The sequence below is a fragment of the Anaerolineae bacterium genome (genome assembly GCA_013178165.1).
GTDB lineage: Bacteria > Chloroflexota > Anaerolineae > Aggregatilineales > Ch27 > Ch27.
Map to the genome: position 1 here is coordinate 1 of JABLXG010000030.1, position 15,996 is coordinate 15,996.

Here is a 15,996-nt window from a genome sequence, read left to right on the forward strand (position 1 = left end):
TTGGAGCTGGCCCAGCAGTACGCCGATGCTTTTCTCGACTACTATCACCACCGGCGCCCGCATCTCTCACTCGACATGCTCACGCCCGCTCGTTTCGCTGAGTCGCATTTGCCTTGAGAGAATGCGGCGATTTGCCAGAGCGGGGAATGTGTGCTACATTGCTCGCACTTCCCCGCAAGGGGAAACAAAAAACGCCGTTGGCGGCGGCGTTCTCTGTGGCAGGCTGGGCGACCTGCTGTAGTTTGTACCCTACTATATACAGACTATAGCACAGGTTCTGCAGCACTGCAAGTTGTCTTTGCAGCGCTTTTGCGCCTGATTGGCCTGGGCGGGCACGGCCCTGGCCTCTCCATGTCGCCCTTCAAGCCTGAATTGAACTGAATAGCCGTCCGGGCTTTTCTCAAATGAGAAGAGGCGGTGGTCGTCCCGGTCGTGGAAAGTTGGCACGCTTTCGACCGTTACGCCGCCGCCCCTTCCGGGGGATGCTCATCATCGTCGGGCCCGTCCTCTGATGAGCGGCGATACCCGCACCAGCCCGGACGCCGGTCTTTTTTGGCGGAAAGGCTGCGTCGCGCTGTGTGCGTATCTGTATGCTACCAGAAAGAATCAAGGCAGGCAAACCCCGCCGATCGGGCTGAAGCCACGATCCGGCAACTGGTAGCGATGCTGGAGGAGGGCCGCGGCGACCGGGTGTTCATTGCCGCGGCGCTGGCGCGTTACGCCAGCTACCACCCGCTGATTGAGCCGCTGGTCCGGGGACTGGCGGCTAATTTTAACGATGAAGAACGAACATTTGTTCTAAGTCGGCTGTGTCAGGCGCGGGCGAATAGGCGACCGGCGCCCCCCGCGGGCGAGGAGCCGCAGGAGGAGGATACTGCGCCACGGGTGGTGCATCACTGGGACGCCGACTATGCCCGTCGCGTGCGCGGTCTGCCGCCGGAAACAGAGGAGCGGCTGCCGCTGGAAGTCCGGGTCGATCCGGAACTGGGCCGTCTGGCCATCGGGCTGAATCTGGCGGCGGAGCTGCGGATCTGGCTGGTGCTGCGCCACTACTTCGGCGTTCCCGGCTGGACTGACCGCCAAACGCTTTACGCGGCCCTGGAGGCGGCGGGCATTCGCCATTCGCGGCGGCATTTTAATCGCCTGCTGCAGCAGGGGGCGGACATCTTTTGGGGACTATCCGGGGATGGACGGGTCTGGCTGCGCGGCTATATTCGTGTAGTGAAAACCATCACCCGTCTAGGACTGAGTACGAACCCGAATTTGCTAAGCACCAATTACCCCGGCGTTCGCCCTGTCTACCTGCGTCTTGATGACTCGCTGAAAGTTTTCAAGGCGCGTTTATACGCGGCCTGGCTGGCTCACCGTGAGAACCCCAAGATCGCCCGCGCTACGCTGTGCAAGCTGTTTGCCTGCACCCGCGAGACGTTATGGGGCTGGGAAGCCATCCTGGCCCGGATCATCAGCGTGATCCCTTCCTACACACAAACGGCGGTCGATCCCCGTGAGGATGACCGTATTGTTGACTATTTGCCAGCGCATGCCTACGCCTACCTGACCCGCCACAATGAAGTACGCATCCGCTGGCAGAGCAGCAATGTCTACCGTGTCCGGTTAATCCGCCAGCATCCGCACAAGGGACAATCCCGTAAGGCGCGGGTTGCGGCGGCGAAGGAAGTCCGCGCCTTCCGACCTGCTGAGAACCGTGCTGGAAGCTGCCCGGAAAGGCAGCTCGCCTTTGGCAGGGACCACTGGGAGGAGCGGCGCTACTTCGCCAGCGTGAATGACTGGGCACGGTTCCTGCGCCGGGGACGAGAGCGCGGGCAGGCTATCGAAGACCTGATCACGCCGGAGACCCCGCGCTATCTATTCCGGGGCGTGGACCGCAATGAGCATGTCCTGTACGAATTGACGCTTGATGGTAGGCCGTGTACCAGTGCTAACGAGCGGATTTCGATCCGGCAGGAATGTGTGTGGTGGCGGGCTGAGCGGCGCTACAGGTTGGCGCGGTGGTGTGGGATGGGTAAAGTGACTACAGGAAAGGCAGGATAAGGCGGGATAGGGCAGGACTCTTTTTCCTACCCACAAGCGTGCTGGCACGCTTTGATTAACTGTTTGAGCGTTGGATTGGGGCAGGAAGGCGAGAAAGAAGGCACTGCCAATGGCGGACCGTAGCAACACGGTTTTGGAAGCAGGACTGTCTTACGGATCAGTTTGGCAACTGCTCCAGATAGCCTGTGACCCGCTCAAGGAAGAAGTTCTCAAAGCGCGTGTTATCCACCGAAACTGAGACAGAATGGATTGCCTCAGCCGTTGTTGTGTCTTCCTCACGTATGTGAAACAGATTGCCTTCCCCCGAAAAACGCAGGTTATGCGGCTTACAGACCAGCCAGTGGGTACTGGATTCAAAGAGAGAGGACAGAGCCAGAGGGTCATGCAGATATGCTGCTGAATCTGGGGGAACGGGATTCGGGTACCCAGGATTCTCTAAAAGTGCATGATGAACCTGTCGCTCCCAGATATTAAGCATCCGGGCCAGAGCCTGACCGAAGGCGGATTGCGTGTCCTTAATGCGCTGGACGTGCCTGCGATGTAGCGGCGTGCAAAACGTAATCTCTGCTGTTACCCAGGTCATTGAGAACCCGGCACGCGCTACGATGGCCGCAGCAGTGACATCTGAGGCTGTGTTATGATCGACGGCGGCCGGAGGGAGGTTATTAGCCTGTAGGAACACATGCCAGGGGGCAGGTAGGGTCTCAGGGTGTACCAACCCACCCATGACGGTCAGATGTTGAACCCTCTGCGGAAACTCTGGATCTTTTTGAACAGCTACAGCAACATTGGAAAATGGGCCAACAGCGACAAGGTGATATGACCTTTGCTTCGCTTCGGAAATTAACCAATCTGCGGCAGGGATTTCATAGATACGCGCATCCTGACCGACGGAGGGCACGTCTAATAGTCCCTGCCCTTCATGTCCAAGCCAGGTAGGCATGTGTCCCGGTCCCAGGGGGGTAGACCGTCCCTTAAACACGGGAATATCCGGGCGACCAGCCAACCCCAGCAGACGAGCTGCGATCTGCGCTCGGGTATCAACATCGCCATCAACAACAGTGACCCCGATTACATCTATTTCTGGTGAGGCGAGGGCTAACGTGAGGGCAAGCGCATCATCGATATCGGTCCCGATATCAGTATCAAACACGATCTGCGTCGTGGGAGACATAGAGTTTCTTTTCTCCTCGGCAAGACAGGCAGACAAAGTACGAGAGCCTGTAATCCGCTTCTTCTTACTCTACCAAGCGGGGAGGCTGGATCAGTAGATCGTTTAAGAGTTTTTCAATCTGTTCCCTGGCCCCCAGTTGAACCAGAAAACCATGGTTTCCCTGCGGGGAATCTATCCAGCGATTACTACCATTCGCCGACACTTCGTTATATCCGCCAGGGCAGATTGCCCACAGCTCTGAACTGCCCTGAACAGCAACATAGACCGTTATGAGGTCCCAGCTACTCCGCCCCGCACCGCGATTGAAAAGCCAGTATGCCCGCCTGACAGGATTATCTTCCGGGGTATCGGTCTGAAGCGGAACGCCTGTCACAACATCCACGCCTGCTTCAAATCCCACGAAAATGATCGGTGTGGGCCAGTCGGGAATTACATCATAAGTGGCTACAGAATCCAGCGCAAAGTTGTACTCCTTTCCGGCTGGATGCTGGCTTGAATCAGGATAGTGCCCTCCCATAACAACCAACTGGCGGACTTTAGCCGCTACCAAGTCACTGCCGTTCAGTACGCTATGCGCGTCAGATTCCGAACGAAGCAAGGCTCTGAGATTAGTGAGGAATCCGACACTCACAATTGTGACACTGCCATTCGGTTGCTGGGCTAAGATCTCACGATACAAGTCAACTGCTTCAGGGACACCAACGATGTCATTGGGAAAATCAAAAGCTAGCTCAAAGGTGTACCTTGATTCAGGAGAAACGACAGGTTCCCAGGCTACCCCAACAGGGATATCAGGGCGACCATAATATGTGTTGATCGTATCGACTGCACGCGGAGCAAAGCGGTTACCGCTAGAGATCATCACGCCCAGAATTTCTGCCTGTCCTTTATCGGCCATTGCATGCAAGATGGCCAGCGCCCCGACATCGTCCACATCTTCAGCAAAATCAGTGTCCAGAATGACCGGCACAGGGTACTGGAGCGGTGGAGTGACGGTCAATGGCCGCGGACAAGGTGATCTATCTCTGTTAGCCTGCTGAAACAGGATATATCCTCCAGCGCCGAGGCAGAGCACTATGCCGATAAAAATCAGCAAGCGAAATCGGGGCCATCTGCCACCTTTCCGCTGAAGCGTTGCTGTCGGCGATTTCGACATCGGGCATCTCCCTGATACATGCTTACTGGCAAAGCCTGGTGAGACATCCTGTCATCGCTGAAACACAGAGAAGAAACGCTCAAAGAAACGCGCACTGTCAACTGTTGTGGCGATTTGATGGCGCCCTTCACCACCCGGCTGCCAGTACGTCAGGCCAAGCAGTCGCTCGCTGACCAGCTCAACATCGATCCGACCCGATTCAAAGCGGCAAAGATCGGGTTCAAAAATTGTGAGTCCGGCCAGCGGGTCATGGAAAATGATCCGATCGCGTTCTTCAAACCAAATTTCGGCAAAATCCAGCACCGGTCGCAACAAAGGAGTATTAAACTGTCGGCGCACCGCCACAGGATCCATCGCGACTTGGAGCGTTACATCAAGGCCAACGGCTCGGATTGGCACCGGACTCTTAAACACGATAGCCGCCGCATGAGGATCAAGCATAATATTCCATTCAGTCAGCGGGAGATCCGGGATGGGGTTAACGAAGCGTCCACCCATCATGACCATCCCCTTAAGCAGGGTAGGGATCTCCGGATCACTGGCAAAAAGGAGCCCAATGTTAGTGAGCGGACCGATGGTGAGCAACACAATCTCGCCGGGATGCTGGCGGATGGTCCGACGCAGAAAATTAAGCGCCTCGCCGGTTTCGTAATCAACCGTATGTTGCCATTTAGTTAGAGCCTTGGCCTGCTGCGCAACAGGCTGTCGTTGCTCAACGAGTAGTGGCTGTTCTACACCGGGGAAAATGGGGATGTCCCTCCCGGCCGCCTGGCAGAGCACACTGGCTAACATCGCACGCTTGGTGCTTTCGCCGCTGACCGTGGTGATACCCAATAATTCACACTCCGGTTGGGCGAGCAAGTAGGCAAGGCAGACCGCATCATCAATGTCAGAGCCAATGTCTGTGTCAAGGATAATTTTCGTAGTCATACAGTTGGCCTCCCTTATGGATGAATCGACTTTGTCTGGCGCTTAGTCATTCAAGACGCCTATCGCTTCCCAGAGGTCATAGGTCCACTCGGCCTGCACACACTCCGGGGATGCGGCGCAGCTATCAGAAAAAACAATCCGCAGCACCGCTGGATCAGGAAGGGTTCCCTGCGGTGTACGGGCAATTCCACCATTGTGATTACGAGCTAACCCGGTGATCTCGGGTGAGATTTCGCCCTCGACTGTCCACCGACCGCCACCCCGCCAAATACGCTCTGCAGAGATGCTGACCAGTTGGAGGCTTTGCCCGATGTAATTCGGATAATCACGTGGGTAGGGGTGCTGCTCGCGGACAACATAGAATCGGTCGTGCTGTGGGACAAAAACGACGTCGATGTTGTTAAGATAATCACTGCGGCCATTGTGGCCCGTCAGCCCAAGGTTGGTCAGAGACATAGCTTCACCTTCGTAAGACGGGCCGCTATCCATGTCACTCAGATCAAGAATCTGGCGAAAGGTGATTGTTGCATCGTGTCCCTTGGTATAGAACAACAGCACCCGTCCACCGCCCAGTGAGATGGCGGAAGGCTGACCGACGCCCCATTGGTGGCCATCATAGGCAATGACAGGCGTTGGATATTTGACCCAGGAATCAGTCGCCGGATCGTTAGCGAAAGCCACACCGATCTGGTTATGGAGGCTGGCATCAACATCGTTCCCCAGGTAGAACAGCGCATAGGAGTAAGCCTGGCCCTGATACCGAAACTCTCCGGTGATCACGGAGGGATCACAGACGTGATAGCTATCCCACGCTCCGGCTGGCCCAGCCGACAATACCGACCTGGATACAACAACAGCATCACCAACACGCTCAGTGTAGTAAATGTGGTCTTTGATCTGGCCCTCCACATTGTTGTGGCAGGTCCAGATGCGCTCGATTTCTCCATCAACCATCACTGAAGGTGCGTAAGTGTAGAACTGCCCGGCGGGGTTATAGACTTCGTTGATGGTTGTGATTTGCCACCCAGGCACAACCCCGGCTGTAGGCGCGGCTGTTGGCGTTAGCTCAGGCTGGCTGATCGCGATCAAAGCGGCATTGTTCTCAATGGTCATTGCCAGAACCACCAGGCTATAAGCCGCAATCAAATGGATCAATAACTTTCGGTTCTGGCGCATTGCTCAGCCTTTCACACCAGAACCCATGATGCCGCTGATGTAGTAGCGCTGGAACGGAAGAATAAGCAGCACCGGCACGAGCAGGGCCAGGGTGGTGCTGGCAAACATCTGTTCCCACAGGTAGATCTGTTGCTCCACACCGATGATCGAGACTGCCACCTGGACCACGCGCATCTCAGGCACAGGCGCTACCAGCAGTGGCCAGAAGAAACTATTCCACTGTCCCAGAAAGATCAGCACGCTGGCGCTGATCATGACCGGTGTGGATAGCGGCAGCACGATTCGGGTGAAGACCTGAAACCAGGAGGCGCCGTCTACCCGCGCAGCATCCAGGATTTCCTGCGGAATCTCCGAAAAGAACTGCCGAAAAAGGAAGATGACAACCCCGCTGGACAGCGCGGGAACGATCAGGGCTTGCCATGTGTTGAGCCAGCCCAGACTGCTGATCAAAATATAGGACGGAATAATGTTGATGTCGCCGGGAACCATGAAGCTAAAGACCACAAAGCCAAACAGGATGTTCTTTCCACGAAAGTCTAGCCGCGCAAAAGCAAAACCGGCCGCCGCGCAGATGGCCACGCTCAGTACTACCGTCACAATTCCCAGAAAGAATGTGTTGAGCAGGGCTTGTCCAAAGCCCTTTTCGAAGATGGCGACATAACCTTCGAGCGTAAACTGCTCAGGGATGAAAGCGCGCCACGAGAATGGCAGTACGTTTTTCCATACTGTCTCACGGGTGGTGAAGGAGGACGCGATAATCCACGAGATCGGGAGAATCACCATGATCGCGATGGTGATCAGCAAGAAATAGGTCGTCAGCAGCCGCCAGAGCTTATTCAAGCGGCTGACAATCACCGTGCGTGTAAGCGTTCCGGAAACCGGGCGGGAGGCGCTGTAGGTGGACATGACGCTTTCTCCTAAGCTAGTGCTGAGGCCGCAGCACGGCAAATTCGACCAGCACCACGACAATCACGATAATAAGCAGCACAGAGACCATAGCGGCGGCTGTACCAATGTCGCCGTAAACAAACCCACGACGCCAGGCTTCATACATGACCAGATGGGTGGAGAGTTGGGGGCCGCCACGTGTCAACAGATACACAGGGGCAAAGAGAGTGAAATTGGTTACCGTGTCGGTGACGAGAACGAAGGCAATCACCCGGCGCAGAAGTGGCAACTTGATGTAGAGAAAGGTCTGGAAGGCATTGGCGCCATCGATGTAAGCCGACTCAAGTACATCCTGGGAAATTGCCTGTAGACCGGCGAGAAAGAACAGACTCCAGTATGGCACGCCGATCCAGCTAATGATGCCAATGATTGACCAGAGCGCCTGGCTGGGATGGCCCAGGAAAGGCTGGCGCGGAAGCCCGATCGTCTGTAACAGACCATTGACCAGGCCATAGTTGCGATCCAGTGCAAGCCCCCAGGCGATCGCCGTGACATTCATTGAGATGGCCACGGGAATGAGGTAAATAGCGCGGAAAACTGCAATGCCTGGCACGCGTTGATTGATAAGCTGAGCCAGCAGGAGCGCCAGGGCAACCTGCAGCGGATTCACCACCAGGCTGAACGCCAGTGTTGTGCTGAACGATTTGGCCACCACCGGGTCTGCAAAGATGTCGGCGAAGTTGTCTAGCCCGACGTATATTCGCCCCCCGGTAAGGCTAAGGGCATTGGAATAGAATGCCTCCCGGAAGCCAGCGATCATGGGGATATAGCGGAACACAATGAGCAGAACAATAGCCGCAAACAAAAACAGGTATGGAGCCAGGTTAACCCGTTTCACCTGTTGTATCATTGGCTGTCTCCTATAAGAGTTCTGGACATGCTCATCTATGGCAATGGCGTGAAATATTGTGGCACGACAACCCTTAATGGTTGAAAAACAGAAATTTAGCCTCAAGACTTTTGAGAACTGAGGGGCAGGCTACCCTGCCCCTCGTTTTGTGCACCATGATCGGGACCAGAGTTACTGGCGATACTTGTCCATTTCGCGCTCAATGCGGTCTGCAGCAAAGGAGAGTGTCTCGGCCACATCTGCGCCATTGCGAATGTCCTCGAATGCGTCGGAGAGAATTTCCTCATATTCGAGGTAACCAACGGTCAGCGGGCGCGGTTCGGTATACTGCGCTTCATTGGCTGCCACCACGAAGGCCAGATTAGGCCAGTCCTGGTTGGCCGGATCATTGATCATGGCCTCAAGCATTTCCTCGTGGGCAGGCCAAACGCCCCATACGTCATACCAGATCTGCCCAGCTTCCAGACTGGAGGCAAACTTGACGAATTCGATCGCTTCTGCGGTGTGCAGGCTGTTGGGGTTCACACCAAGATGCCAGCTGTCGCCGGGGACTTTAATCTCGCCACCCTCCCAGTACGGGTGTGGCGCGGCTCCCCATTCGAAGTCCAGCGGGTCGTTGATGAACTGGCCGATCATCCAGCCGCCATCAACATACAGGGCCAGCTGGCCGTTCCGGAACAGTTCCCCGGTGCTGATCGAACCCTGAGGCGAAACCTTCCAGGTGTTATGGAGATCGTAGAACCAGGTAAAGGCCTTGATCCACTCTTCTGAGTCGATGATGCCTTTCACGGTCAGGCCATCTTCGCCAATGACTGGGGCTGGTAGACTCTGGGCAATCGGCTGGAGCTGATAGATACGGTTGTACTGTCCGAATTGCAGACCCCAGACGTCGTTAACCCCGTCTCCGTTCTCATCGCGGGTTACCTGGCGCGCAACTTCGGTGACTTTCTCCCACGTCCACCGCTCATCAGGTGCTGGCGGGGTAATCCCAGCGGCCTTCAACAGATCGGCGTTGTAATACATCACCTGGGTCGAGTTCCAGATCGGCGGGGCCAGGAGTTGACCATTGTAGAGACTGGAAAGATACAGGGCATCCACCCATTCGTCAATTTGCTCTTGGGAGAAGTAATCATCCAATGGGAGCAGCCATCCCCGGTAGCCGTACGAAGCCACCACCGGCGCGTCTACACTGACAATGTCAGGCTCAGGTGCGCCGGAACCCAGGCGGATCTGATTCTGCTGGAATACTTCGCGGAAAGTCACCTTATCGACGCGAACCTCGATATTGGGGTTGAGTTCCGTAAAGCGCGCAGCAACTTCCTCAGCGCCTGGCAGATCGGTGATCCAGCTTAGCTGCACCTTTTCCTGGGCATTGGTCGAGATCGCAGGAACGAGCAGTGAGGCGAGAACCAGGATCGTAAACAAGACTTTTCGACTGGACATGCGCTCCTCCTTAAAGTTTGAGTCACGATTGCGGAATCTCTGCCTGAATTGTGGCCGGACAAAGGTACAGAGATAGGCAGACTTTGACCTCTTTTCGTAGGAATGATCCTCACGGCCAGGCTGAAGTGCTGCGGCCTATCCTGTAACGCGCTACCATGGTGCATAATTACACTAGCATAGGTGCTGAAAGCTAAACTATGGCTGTAACGCCCTTCTAGTGTCACCATAGTGCCAGAGTGTGCCATGTGGCTTTGCCCAATTTGCTGTGAGTGCTGTTGCTAAGATGCTGCAGTCCTGTTGAGCCAGCCTAAGGCGCTATCATGCCGGTGTTATTCCACGACTTTGCCACATATGTTGCGGATGCTTACCAGAATCTCTACGATCTGGTTTACCTCCGCACGCATCCACTGATACCTGTGATCTTCCGGGATGATGCGCTGAGCCTGAAAGAACGCGGCTGGAAGCTCCACCAGATATTGCTTGACGCGGTTGAAGAACTCGCCCCAGGGCCTAATACTCCCCCGTTTTCACATGCCTGGCGACGTTACCAGTTGCTAACTCTCCGCTACATCGAAGGGCTGGACTCACAATCTGTTGCCAAGCGACTGTCGATTAGCCGGCGGCAATACTTCCGCGTACAGAAATCTGCAATTGATGATGTCGCCAGAATCCTTTGGGACCGCTATATAGGAGCGCTTTCTTCCGTCGAGCCGGGCGAAGAACACACCCTACTACCTCCAGACAAAGAGGCAGGGTATCAGCTTCTGAAAGTGGAAACATCCCGAATCAGGGAAGATCAGCCGCAGACCAACATTCCCCAGGTGGTCCGTGATGCGTTGGAAGTGCTGAGTGATGTGTTTAGAAAACGAGAGTTAGAAGCCGTTGTTGCCCTTGGAGACAATTTACCGGAGATTGCCATTGATCGCGGCCTGTTGCGCCAGGTGCTACTTGGCGCCCTTGGTTATCTGGTTGAACGCATTCACAAAGCCACCCTGCACTTATCTGCCAGCGATCAGGTGAACCACATTGCACTTACCGTGGAGAGTCAGCCGCCTATACTGCTTACGTCTGAGGTCCAGGCAACGGCTGAACAAAAGGTGCAGTCATTGGCTGAGATTGCCGCATTAGGTAACAGCCGCATCTCTTTATTGACTTCAGCAGAGTCGTTGCACGGTTTTGAATTGCAGTTACCGCCTGTGCTCCGCACAACGATACTGGTCGTAGACGATAATGAGGACGTGCTCGATCTGTTCAGGCGCTGGCTGATCTCGCATCGGTATCAGGTTCTTGTCGCCAGAACTGCGGAGGAAGCACTTGATCAAGCTCGGCGCTTTCGGCCAGCGGTGATTACCCTTGATTTGATGATGCCGCAGCAAGACGGGTGGGATTTGATGAGAATGTTACGCCAGACCCCTGAAACAGGCGATATTCCCATTATCGTATGTAGTGTGCTTAAGCAAAGGGATTTGGCCCTCCTGCTTGGGGCTGCGGATTTTCTAGAAAAGCCGATTACAGAAGAGGATCTACTTGACGCGCTTGACGCGCTTAACCTGAACTGAGACATCACTCACCAGCGAGTGGAGATTGGCGGTTGCTCTAACTGGGCCAGGGGAAGAGCGATGGATGTATTCAGAATGCCCTGAATCCACTGGATAAGCTCCCCTGGCGAGGTTCCTGCAGCTTTGTAAACAGTCATTGGCCCGCGAAGCACTTCGAGCGTGTCCATTTCGTCCTGCCCAGAGACAAATACAATAGGGATGTTTCTGGTTTTGGGGTTTGCACGGATCCGCTCCATAACCTGGAAACCGTCCATATCAGGGAGTTTAACATCCAGCAAGATCAGGTCGGGGTGAAAATGCCCGACCATTTTCAATGCTTCCTGTCCCGAATAAGCGGTTAGCACCTGATGGCGTCGAAGGGGATGGTCAAGCATACGGCTCATAAGCCGGACAAAGTCTCGTTCGTCATCAACAACAAGCACCCGGTCAATATCTTCTTCGAAGCGACGGAGTACCATCCATAAGGTTTGCTGCGAGATAGGCTTAACCAGGTAGCCCTCAGCAGTGGCATGCTGACGCAGGCGCTCCTCACCGGGCAAAGGACAGGCCATAAGTGTTGTACTTGGCAAGCCCCATTCTTGAGCAAGCCGATCTAGCTCCTGCGCTGAGCGGGGATTAGAAGAAGTGTCGAACAGCACAGCTTGTGGAACCATCTTTTCTGCAACCTGCCGGCCTTGTTGGTAATCCTCCACAATCATGGTTCGGTAGCCCTGGATATATCGTTCAATCAAGCCGGCGGCAGCGGGACTGCGTGTGATGGTCAGGAGTAACCGGCTCTGATCAGGCCTGGTAGAATCTCGCTTACTTTCCTGGGGGCTGTCCTGCATTTCGGGACGTGGCCGCGTACCGTGGCGAATCGGCAGTGTGAAATGGAAAACGCTACCCTTACCCAGTTGACTCTCGACCCAGATGCGCCCACCATGCAACTCCACCAGATGGCGGCTAATGGTCAACCCTAATCCTGTGCCCTGGTGACGCCTTTGGGTAGTACCATCGACCTGGTGAAAGGCCTCAAAGATTCTGGATAGCTCTGTGGGAGGAATGCCAACACCGGTGTCTTCGACGCTGAACTGCAGTTCATGGTTCTTCCTGCGGACTCTGACGGTGACACTGCCCTGTTCAGTGAAGCGCGCCGCGTTATTCAGAAGGTTGAAAAGCACCTGCCGGATACGGACAGGATCAATGGTCATGACAGGGAGGTCTGGTTCAATTTCCACCCGTAATTCGAGGCCATGCTGTTCAACAAGCTGCCGCGCAGCGTGGACGGCCTCTTCCACCACCGTGGCGACTTCGACTTCTTCGGTCGACAGGCCCAGTCGTGCCGCCTCGATCCTGGCCAGGTCAAGAACATCGTTTACCAGCCCCTGGAGATGGAGCGCATTGCGATAGACGATGACGAGATCGCGCTGATAGGCTGGCGGTAGTGGAACTCCATAGTGTTCTGGGGATTGGACCATGGCTTCGGTGAAACCGACAATAAGATTCAATGGGGTGCGCAGCTCATGGCTGATATTCTGTGTGAATTGCTGCTTAAGCCGTCGGGCCTCGTTTGCCTGATCGCGGGCAATAGCCAGGGAATAGTTGGCACGCTCCAGATTGTAAGTGGTTGTATCTAGCGCTTTTAGCGCCCGTTTCAACTCAGCCTGGCGTTCCTGGGCAAGCGTTTTATTATGTTCGGCCTCTCTATAACCGTTCAGTGCCCATTCAAGTGCAACATTGAGGCCGTGTCTGGAGAGGAGTATGGCTATCGCGATAAATAGGTATTTGGCTGTCAGCGTGATGTTACCGGAAGAAGCTGTCCCTGACACGGTTGGCTCCAAAATGATCAGGAACAATACACTGAGACCGGAGATGACGAGCAATTGACGTTTTCCCAGCAGGGCGTTGGCAAACACCACGGGAATCAGCAACAGGTAGAGCGAATCAGCAGTCCCGAGCGTGATGGCGGCACAGACGGTACTACCCAATGTGCCCGTGACGAACATCTGGTAGGCTCCTGACAGACGCTTATAGTGCATTGTCAGTCCGGCAAGTACGCTCAGAACCAGAATAAGGCTCCCCGCCCAGGAGGACACAGACACTCTGGCTGCGTTTGTTGGCCAAGCTGTCCAGGCCAGCCAGAGATAGCTCACCGCACCAGTAAACAAGGCGATGCCCATAAAGGTTTCAGCTTTGAGATCAGCAATCTGGGCTTCCAGGTCAAATTGGGCCGATGCGTTGTTCATGGCCAGCCTCCTCACCGCAGGTATTCCTGTTCTCCTGCGATGGGTCCTCATCCTTTTCTGGTGAGTCGGTTCCAAGTATAACGGGGTACTCTCGATCGGGCGTCTGCCCAGAGCGAACATCCCTGCTGTGAGTTCCTGGTATTGTACATCACGAAGCGATACCTCTGGCTGCACTCGTTATGTACAACAGGCCAGAACGGTTCAGGTTCTAAAGGTCGCCTTGCCGCACAACCGCACTGCTTTCAGTCACAAGCCAGCTCTTTTATCTCCGTGACCTTACACCCGTGCGGTATGTGGTAATGGGACGACTGCATGTACGATGCTGGAGGGCGAGGAACGGTTGATCAAAGAGGTGGCGCAGCCCAGTCTGCGGGTGCTGCCGGTGGATCATCTGTGGGGTAACCTTCTTGCTGGGGGAATGGTAGCCCATAAGGACGGTGCAAGTACCCTGCTCGGAGGTGGTTTGGGGCGCCAGGGTGAGGAGAGGGGATGGACAGGGGAACAGCAAAGAGGCTTTGTGAACGCTACAACTGCAATCTGGGCCTGTAGTGAGTCCACAAATCTATGTCCGCTCATTTCTAGAACAAACAAGCTTCTTGGGTAGTCAAAGGCATCGAACCAGTAAACCGATAAACGAACACCAACCTTCCAGCAAGGGTCGCTTGAAGCAAGTCTTGCCGGGAGGTTGGTGTAATTGTGGCAAGGCAGGATCAGGCAATACCAAGGAGTGCAGCTAGATTACCGCCAACAATCTTCTCGTAACCTGTACGGGAAGGCGTAGCGCGCTCCATCTTCTTAAATTCCCATTCGTAGTCTACAAAGGGCGAATCTGTCCCCCAGATGACTTTTTCAGGACCGAGCCGTTTGACAGCTTCGGCGATCTCGAAGATCGGAGCACGGGACGTCTCAAGGTAGAGGTTCGGTAGCTCCTTAGCATAGTCAATCGCTTGGTCGACTGACCAGAAGAAGCCCATATGGGCCATCATCAGTGGTACCTGTGGAAAAGCCCTGGCCATTTCCGCAAATTCCGGTGGGGAGTTGTACAAGTCACTGGCCCCATGGACAATGATGGGAATATGCAAATCGCGAGCTGCGGAGAATAGCGGATCAACCAAGCCGTGATCGGAGAGATGAAAACCATTGATCGTTGGATGCAGCTTAAGACCCTTAAAACCCCAGTCCTCGACACATTTACGTATCTCTTCCACTGCATCTGGCTGCCAGGGATTAACAGAACAATACGGAATCAAGCGGTCGGGGAATTGATCATAGGCTTCCTTGATCGGATCGTTGGTGAAGTTCCCTTCCAAGAAAGGGAAAATCACAGCTTTATCCACACCAGCAGCATCCATCTTGGCAACTAGATCAGCACCCAATTGCTTTGCCCCATGCCGAATTCCGATGTGATTATGAGCATCAATAACCAGGGTCATGCCAGCAACCTCCTTTAGATAGTGAGTAACGAGTTTAGTGTTCGCGACGCAATGCACCGATGGCCATTGCCAGCAGGATGAACGCCCCATTCAGGGCGTAGCGATACGGCGCACCTAGGCCCATGAGAGTCAGGCCATTGCCGAGAAACGACACGAAGAGCGCACCAATCACGGTGCCAAGAATGTTCATTTTGCCGCGTGGTGAAGCTAATGTACCAAGGTACACAGCAGCAAATGCGTCCAGCAGATAAGGCTCAGCACCACGCGGAGCGGCGATCCCAGTCCGCGAAACTAAAGCCACCCCAGCCACAGCTGCCATTAGAGCGCTGATGATGAAACCCGTACCAAAAACACGCCGTACGTCCAGACCGGCCAGGTAAGATGCACGCACATTACTACCCACTGCGTTAGCATAACGACCAAAGGCGGTAAAGTTCATCAGTCCATAAGCTATTGCAAACATGACAATGGCCAATACGATGAGGGCAGGTATAGGGCCGATCGATTCCTGCCCTAAGAAAAAGAAATCCGCCGTGACTGCGCGTGGCAATGTGAACAAAATCTGCGGTTCAGACCCCCGCGTATAGATTAGCTCCCCGCTTCTGATGATGAACATCATACCGAGCGTACCGATGATGGCTGGCACGCCCAGATAGGCCATCAAGAATGCATTAAGGCTGCCAATCAACAACGCTAGCGCTAGCGGTCCTAAAAAGGCAAGCCAAACTGGCTGATCGTGAATTATCAAGGCTGCAGCCATTAGGCCTGTGACATCTGCAATCTGAGCAACGCTGAGATCAACCCCGCGCAAGGCCATTGCTATGGTCAACCCCATTGACATCACGACCAGGATTGTGCTCTGTCGCAGCACCCCTCCAACGTTAGCTGGGCTAAAGAAGTTTGGCTTGAGAATCTGGAAGATGCTAAGCACCAACAGCATGCCAATGATGGAGCCGTAAGTCCGCAAAAAGTTCACCAGCTGCTGGCGAAGCACCGGTTGTCGGCTGGCTTGAAGTACCGGTTGAGTCTGCATATCAGACGGTCCTTTTG

The 15,996-nt window shown here is 54.8% G+C and carries 12 protein-coding genes; 2 read left to right on the forward strand and 10 right to left on the reverse strand.

Translation table 11 applies throughout. From position 1 onward, the window contains the following. Window positions 1–576: 576 nt before the first annotated feature. Complete coding sequence (locus tag HPY64_14815; GenBank protein NPV68412.1) at window positions 577–2,052, forward strand: hypothetical protein; 1,476 nt, start codon at window positions 577–579, stop codon at window positions 2,050–2,052. 157 nt (window positions 2,053–2,209) lie between these two features. Here the strand turns inward: HPY64_14815 and HPY64_14820 are convergent, their stop codons facing one another. The 7 genes from HPY64_14820 to HPY64_14850 all read right to left on the reverse strand — a co-directional run bounded on the left by HPY64_14820 (window position 2,210) and on the right by HPY64_14850 (window position 9,729). Beyond that, complete coding sequence (locus HPY64_14820; protein ID NPV68413.1) at window positions 2,210–3,226, reverse strand: hypothetical protein; 1,017 nt, start codon at window positions 3,224–3,226, stop codon at window positions 2,210–2,212. A gap of 64 nt (window positions 3,227–3,290) precedes the next feature. Further along, window positions 3,291–4,382 carry a nucleoside hydrolase gene (locus HPY64_14825; GenBank protein ID NPV68414.1) on the reverse strand — a complete coding sequence of 364 codons (1,092 nt, stop codon included), beginning with the start codon at window positions 4,380–4,382 and terminating at the stop codon, window positions 3,291–3,293. 51 nt (window positions 4,383–4,433) lie between these two features. Further along, entirely contained in the window at window positions 4,434–5,312 is an 879-nt protein-coding gene (locus tag HPY64_14830; protein NPV68415.1) for a nucleoside hydrolase, read from the reverse strand. Between the two features lie 42 nt (window positions 5,313–5,354). Next, window positions 5,355–6,488, reverse strand: a complete 1,134-nt coding sequence (locus HPY64_14835) for a hypothetical protein (protein NPV68416.1) — start codon at window positions 6,486–6,488, stop codon at window positions 5,355–5,357. A 3-nt stretch (window positions 6,489–6,491) separates the two neighbouring features. Beyond that, window positions 6,492–7,394: a carbohydrate ABC transporter permease gene (locus tag HPY64_14840; GenBank protein ID NPV68417.1), complete on the reverse strand. Its 903-nt coding sequence runs from the start codon at window positions 7,392–7,394 to the stop codon at window positions 6,492–6,494. Window positions 7,395–7,410: 16 nt separating this feature from the next. Next, entirely contained in the window at window positions 7,411–8,286 is an 876-nt protein-coding gene (locus HPY64_14845) for a sugar ABC transporter permease (GenBank protein NPV68418.1), read from the reverse strand. Between the two features lie 171 nt (window positions 8,287–8,457). Next, entirely contained in the window at window positions 8,458–9,729 is a 1,272-nt protein-coding gene (locus tag HPY64_14850; protein ID NPV68419.1) for a sugar ABC transporter substrate-binding protein, read from the reverse strand. Between the two features lie 320 nt (window positions 9,730–10,049). Here HPY64_14850 and HPY64_14855 point away from each other — a divergent pair, with 320 nt between their 5' ends. Then, window positions 10,050–11,288 (forward strand): response regulator, encoded by a 1,239-nt coding sequence (locus HPY64_14855; GenBank protein NPV68420.1) that lies wholly within the window; start codon window positions 10,050–10,052, stop codon window positions 11,286–11,288. Between the two features lie 8 nt (window positions 11,289–11,296). On the opposite strand, the gene HPY64_14860 is transcribed toward HPY64_14855, so the two are convergent. The 3 genes from HPY64_14860 to HPY64_14870 all read right to left on the reverse strand — a co-directional run bounded on the left by HPY64_14860 (window position 11,297) and on the right by HPY64_14870 (window position 15,979). Then, window positions 11,297–13,513 (reverse strand): response regulator, encoded by a 2,217-nt coding sequence (locus tag HPY64_14860; protein ID NPV68421.1) that lies wholly within the window; start codon window positions 13,511–13,513, stop codon window positions 11,297–11,299. A gap of 710 nt (window positions 13,514–14,223) precedes the next feature. Continuing rightward, the gene (locus HPY64_14865; protein ID NPV68422.1) at window positions 14,224–14,946 is read right to left on the reverse strand and encodes an amidohydrolase; all 723 of its coding nucleotides are present in this window, start codon (window positions 14,944–14,946) and stop codon (window positions 14,224–14,226) included. Between the two features lie 34 nt (window positions 14,947–14,980). Beyond that, window positions 14,981–15,979, reverse strand: a complete 999-nt coding sequence (locus HPY64_14870; protein NPV68423.1) for an ABC transporter permease — start codon at window positions 15,977–15,979, stop codon at window positions 14,981–14,983. Window positions 15,980–15,996: the final 17 nt, after the last annotated feature.